This window comes from bacterium (genome assembly GCA_035281585.1).
In the GTDB taxonomy this organism is placed as follows: Bacteria; UBA10199; UBA10199; order DSSB01; family DSSB01; genus DATEDP01.
In genome coordinates, this window is sequence record DATEDP010000095.1 from 1 (window position 1) to 5,105 (window position 5,105).

Here is a 5,105-nt window from a genome sequence, read left to right on the forward strand (position 1 = left end):
CAGGACGGCGCTGGTGTTGGTGAACTGACTTCCGGTGAGCTGCATGCCGTCGCCGGAGTCGCCGGCGAAGCGGATGACGACGCCGTCGAGCTCCTGCCTTGGGTGCGTTTCCATCGCTGCGGGCACCTCCATGATCAGGCCCCCTCCGCGCTGCTGCTGACCTGGTGCGGGTCGGGGGGCAGGTTAAAGACCTCGGTGGCGAAATTCTCCGAGAGATAGAGGACGATGTCGCGCACCGAGACCAAGCCGAGAAACTCTTTCTTGGAATTCACCACCGGCAGGTGGCGGTAATGGCCGTCGTGCATCAGGCGGACCGCCACCGCGATGCTGTCCTCGCGGTCGAGGAGCTTGGGCTTGGGAGTCATCAGCTTTTCGATGGGGGTGGCGAAATCGGCGCCGGCGATGAGGCCACGGAGCAGGGCATCGCGCTCGGTGAAGATGCCGACGATCTTCTTGCCCTCGAGGATGACGGCACAGCCGGTCTTCTTTTCCTGCATCCGCCGCGTCACTTCGCCTAGACTGTCGCCCGGCGCCGCCGTCACCGTCTGGCGGGTGCTGAGATTGCGGATTTTTTCTCGCTTAAGGGCCTCCTCGAAGGACATCGGACCTCCGCCTTCGTCATCCCGAGCGAAGCGAGGGATCTTCGCGGATTTATGAGAAGAAAGGAATTCCGCAGGGATTCCTCGTCGCTTCGCTCCTCGGAATGACAATTCACGAGGATTTTATGCCTTTTGCCGGCAAAGCCCTACGCCAAAATTCGGCTTGCTTCTAAGCAAAGGTTTCCATTAGGGAATCTCTCATGCTCGTGGTCAAAAGGCCCAAACTCTCGCTCTGGGACAAAATCTACATCGGCGCGGTTTTCCGCGGCATGTGGATCACCCTGAAGCACGCCGTGGGCAACATCTTCCATCAAGATCGCATCCTCACCTACGAGTATCCGGAGATGAAAAAGCCCATCCCCGATTATTATCGGGCCGAGCATCGGCTGATGCGCCGGCCCGACGAGACGCCGCGCTGCACCGCCTGCATGCTTTGCGCCACCGCCTGTCCGGCCAATTGCATCGAGATCGTCGCCGCCGAGCATCCCGATCCCCGGGTCGAGAAGTATCCGGCGGTCTACAACATCAATCTCTTGCGCTGCGTTTATTGCTCGCTCTGCGTCGAAGCCTGCCCCTGCGACGCGATCCGGATGGACACGATGAAGATCGAGCAGGCCGGCTACACCCGCGAACACTTCATCGTCGACAAGGAATACCTGCTTCGCAACCATCCCGAGGGCAAGAGTCCCTACTCGATCGCCCTATATTAGTCCCCCCTTTGAAAAAGGGGGGGAGGGGGGATTTAAAAATCACCGCAAAAATATCGGGGCTGCTTTAAATTTGCCGTCGCTTGCAAATCCCCCCCAACCCCCCTTTTTCAAAGGGGGGACTTTCACGTATTTCCCCGCAACAAATGCACGCTGAACAGCTTGGCCCCGTCGAGCCAAACCCGTTCGGGCGTCCAGCCGGCCCGGGTGGCCAAGTCTTGGAACTCTTGGACCCGGTACTTGTAAGAGTTTTCGGTATGGATGGTCTCGCCGGGCTCGAAGTGCAGCGTCTCGTCGAAAATTCGGATGGTCTGACCCAGGAGGCTTTCGAGATGCATCTCGATTCGGCCGGCCGCTTCATTATAGAAGGCCCGGTGGCGGAAGGCCTCGAGCTTGAAGTTGGCGCCGCACTCGCGGTTGAGCCGGGCCAGCAGATTCTTGTTGAACATCGCGGTGACGCCCTGGGCGTCGTCGTAGGCCGGCTCCAGGATTTCCCGGTCCTTCTTCAAGTCGACGCCGATCAGGAGGCTGCCGCCGAGGCCGGCGGTTTCCCGGGCGTGGGCCAGGAATTTCACCGCCTCCTCGGGATCGAAGTTGCCGATCGAGGAGCCGGGGAAGAAGATGGCCTTACGTTCATAGCGGCCCTTCATCTTCGGTAATTTCAAGAAGTCGCTGAAGTCGGCCCGCAGGCCTTGCACCGGCAGGCCGGGATGGGCCGCGGCGACCTTGGCGCAGAGCTCGAGCAGGGGCTCGCGGCTGATGTCGATGGCCAGGTAGCCCCGAGGCCGTTCGAGGGCCGCCAGCAGGTAGAAGATTTTGGCCGAGTTGCCGCAGCCGAATTCGACCAGCTCGCAGTCGCTGCCCAGGGCCCCGGCGATCTCCGCGGCCTTGCTCTGGAGCAGCGAAGTCTCGGCTCGGGTCAAATAATACTCCGGCAATCGAGTGATGCGCTCGAAGAGCCAAGAGCCGACTTGATCGTAGAAGAACTTGGGCGCCACGCTCTTGGGCCGGCGCTGCATGCCGGCGATCGCTTCCTGCCACCAAGCCGCCTCCGGCGGATTGAGGTCGATGTATTCGAAATCGGACTTGGTTTCGCGGGTCTGGGGAACGTGATGCAGGCTCATAGATCCTCCGCCAGCCGCAGCCCGCTGCAAGCCCAGCGGGCCGAAGGTGGAAAGAAGTTGCGATAGGAAGCTCGGATGTGGCTCCGCGGCGTCAGGCAGGAGCCGCCGCGCAGGACCATTTGGTTGACCATGAATTTGCCGTTGTATTCGGCGAAGTTCCCGGCCATCGGTTTGAAGCCGGGGTAGGGCCGGTAAGCGCTGGCGGTCCATTCCCAGACGTCGCCGAAGAGCGCGGCCGGATTTTCGCCGGCCGGCGAAGCCGTTGGCCGCAGATTCCCGCTTTCCAAGAAATTTCCCTCGATCGCCCGGTCTTGCGCCGCGACTTCCCATTCGGCCTCGGTCGGAAGCCGTTTGCCGGCCCAACGAGCGTAGGCTTCGGCTTCGTAATAGCTGAGGTGGGACACCGGCGCGGCCAGCTCCAGCGGAATCCGGCCGCCCAGGCTCATCGTGTGCCAAGCGCCGCCGACTTTTTCCCAATAGAGCGGGGCCCGCCAAGCCTCGGCTTGGACCCGGTCCCAGCCGTCGGAGAGCCAGAGCTCGGGCCGGGAGTAGCCGCCGTCGCCGATGAATTCGAGGAACTCGCCTTGGGTCACCGGCCGGGAGGCCAGGCCGAAGGCTTCGAGAAAAACTCGGTGGCGGGGCCCCTCGTTGTCGTAAGCAAAGCCATCGCCGGCGAAGCCGATCTCGCGCAGGCCTTCGGGGTATTCCTTCCATTTCAGGCCCGGGGCGGGGTTCGAAGGCCGGTCCGGCGGCTCGCGGTAGACCGGCCGCAGCGGATTGGAGAAAAAGTTATGCAAGACATCCATCAAGAGCAGCTCTTGGTGCTGCTGTTCATGATGACAGCCCAGGGTGAGGGGAAAGCGAAGCTTGGTCTCGAAAGTCTTGGCGCTTTTTTCGAAGAGCTTCTCCATACAATCGTCGACGTAGCTTCGATATTGCAAAACTTCGCGCAAGGTCGGACGGGCGAGCAGGCCCCGCTCCGGCCGCGGCTGATGGCTGCCCAGCGATTTATAGTAGGAATTGAAGAGATAGGCGAAGTGGGGGGAGTAGGGCCGATAATCTCTTAAATGGGGCAGGAGGAGGAAGGTCTCGAAAAACCAGGTGCTGTGGGCCAGGTGCCACTTGGGCGGGCTGACGTCGGGCATCGACTGGATGCCGTAATCGTCCGGTTCCAGCGGCTCGCAGAGCTCGAGAGTGGTCCGGCGAATCTCGCGGAACCGCCGCTGAAGGCCCGGTGCCTCTTGAGGGCATCCTTCGGCTTGTATCCTCAACACCTTCATCGGCAAAATGTTATGCGTCCTTGCCTCTTCTGGCAATTTTTATATGATGCCGAACCATGTCCCCACTCCATACCGTGACTCTGATCGAAGGCGACGGGATCGGTCCCGAAATTTGCGCCGAAATGAAGAAGGTCGTCCTTGCCGCCGGCCTCAGGATCGACTTCAAGCCGGCCTTCGCCGGCCAGAAGGGGATCGAGCGCTGCAACGACACTTTGCCGGAACAAACCTTGAAGCTGATCAAAAAGACCAAGGTGGCGATCAAGGGGCCCTTGATGACGCCGATCGCCAAGGGTTTCGGCAGCATCAACGTCCTGCTGCGCAAGAAGCTCGAGCTCTATGCCAACGTGCGGCCGGTGCGCAGCTATCCCGGCGTCAGTCCCTATCCCGACGTCGACTTGGTGATCATGCGCGAGAACACCGAGGACCTCTATGCCGGGATCGAGCACGAGATCGCGCCCGGCGTGGTCGAGAGCATCAAGGTCATCACCCGCGAGGCCTCGACCCGGATCGCCAAATACGCCTTCGACTACGCCAAGCGGAACAAGCGCAAGAAGGTGACCTCGATCCACAAGGCCAACATCATGAAGCTCTCCGACGGGCTTTTCCTCGAATGCGCCCGCCACGTTTCCAAATCCTATCCTGGCATCGAGTACGCCGAGATGATCGTCGACAACGCCTGCATGCAGCTCGTGACCCGGCCCTCGCAATTCGACGTGCTGTTGCTGGAGAACCTCTACGGCGATATCGTCTCCGACCTCTGCGCCGGCCTGGTCGGCGGCCTCGGCCTGGTGCCCGGCGGCAACATCGGCAAGAAGTACGCGATCTTCGAATCGGTCCACGGCTCGGCCCCCGACATCGCCGGCAAGGGCATCGCCAACCCGGTGGCGATCATCCTGACCTTGGCGATGATGCTCGATTTCTTGAACGAAAAGCGGGCGGCCGCGGCGGTCCAGGCCGCGGTGGTGAGCATCTTGAAAGCCAAGAAGGTCCGGACGCCCGACTTGGGCGGGAAGAACACGACCGCGGAGATGGGCGACGCGATCGCGAGCGAAGTGACCCGCGCGATAAAGCGCGGGTCATCCTGAGCGAAGCGAATACCCAAACTACGGGCACAAGGGATCTGCGACCTGCCAAGGTTTTTCGAAGAGTCGACGCGGCTTCGTTCCGTTAAAGGGAGTCCCGAGAAGACGAAGGAGCTCTGAGACGCTCAGTTTCTTGGGCTTCGCAGATCCTTCGCTTCGCGCAGGATGACATCGAAAATAGGAGAGAGAAGATGCCCAAGAAAGAGTTGAAAGAGGGCGACAAGGCCCCCGATTTCAGCCTCCCCGACCAGGAAGGCAACAAGGTCAAGCTCAGCGACTTCGCCGGCAAGAAGAACGTCGTCCTCTATTTCTA

The 5,105-nt window shown here is 61.1% G+C and carries 6 protein-coding genes; 3 read left to right on the plus strand and 3 right to left on the minus strand.

The window, feature by feature from the left end; genetic code table 11:
• Positions 1 to 134: 134 nt before the first annotated feature.
• Positions 135 to 602, minus strand: a complete 468-nt coding sequence (locus tag VJR29_07475; GenBank protein ID HKY63244.1) for a CBS domain-containing protein — start codon at positions 600 to 602, stop codon at positions 135 to 137.
• 197 nt (positions 603 to 799) lie between these two features.
• Here VJR29_07475 and VJR29_07480 point away from each other — a divergent pair, with 197 nt between their 5' ends.
• Entirely contained in the window at positions 800 to 1,309 is a 510-nt protein-coding gene (locus tag VJR29_07480) for an NADH-quinone oxidoreductase subunit I (GenBank protein HKY63245.1), read from the plus strand.
• Positions 1,310 to 1,431: 122 nt separating this feature from the next.
• On the opposite strand, the gene egtD is transcribed toward VJR29_07480, so the two are convergent.
• Together egtD and egtB are read right to left on the minus strand one after the other, a co-directional pair.
• On the minus strand, positions 1,432 to 2,430 hold the full coding sequence (egtD, locus tag VJR29_07485; protein HKY63246.1) for an L-histidine N(alpha)-methyltransferase: 999 nt from the start codon (positions 2,428 to 2,430) through the stop codon (positions 1,432 to 1,434).
• Complete coding sequence (gene egtB, locus VJR29_07490; GenBank protein HKY63247.1) at positions 2,427 to 3,695, minus strand: ergothioneine biosynthesis protein EgtB; 1,269 nt, start codon at positions 3,693 to 3,695, stop codon at positions 2,427 to 2,429. The genes egtD and egtB overlap by 4 nt, the downstream gene beginning before the upstream one ends.
• Positions 3,696 to 3,766: 71 nt before the next feature.
• Between egtB and VJR29_07495 the strand changes: the two genes are divergently transcribed.
• Positions 3,767 to 4,795 (plus strand): isocitrate/isopropylmalate dehydrogenase family protein, encoded by a 1,029-nt coding sequence (locus VJR29_07495; GenBank protein HKY63248.1) that lies wholly within the window; start codon positions 3,767 to 3,769, stop codon positions 4,793 to 4,795.
• 188 nt (positions 4,796 to 4,983) lie between these two features.
• On the plus strand, positions 4,984 to 5,105 hold a 122-nt coding region (locus VJR29_07500), incomplete at its 3' end, for a redoxin domain-containing protein (protein ID HKY63249.1).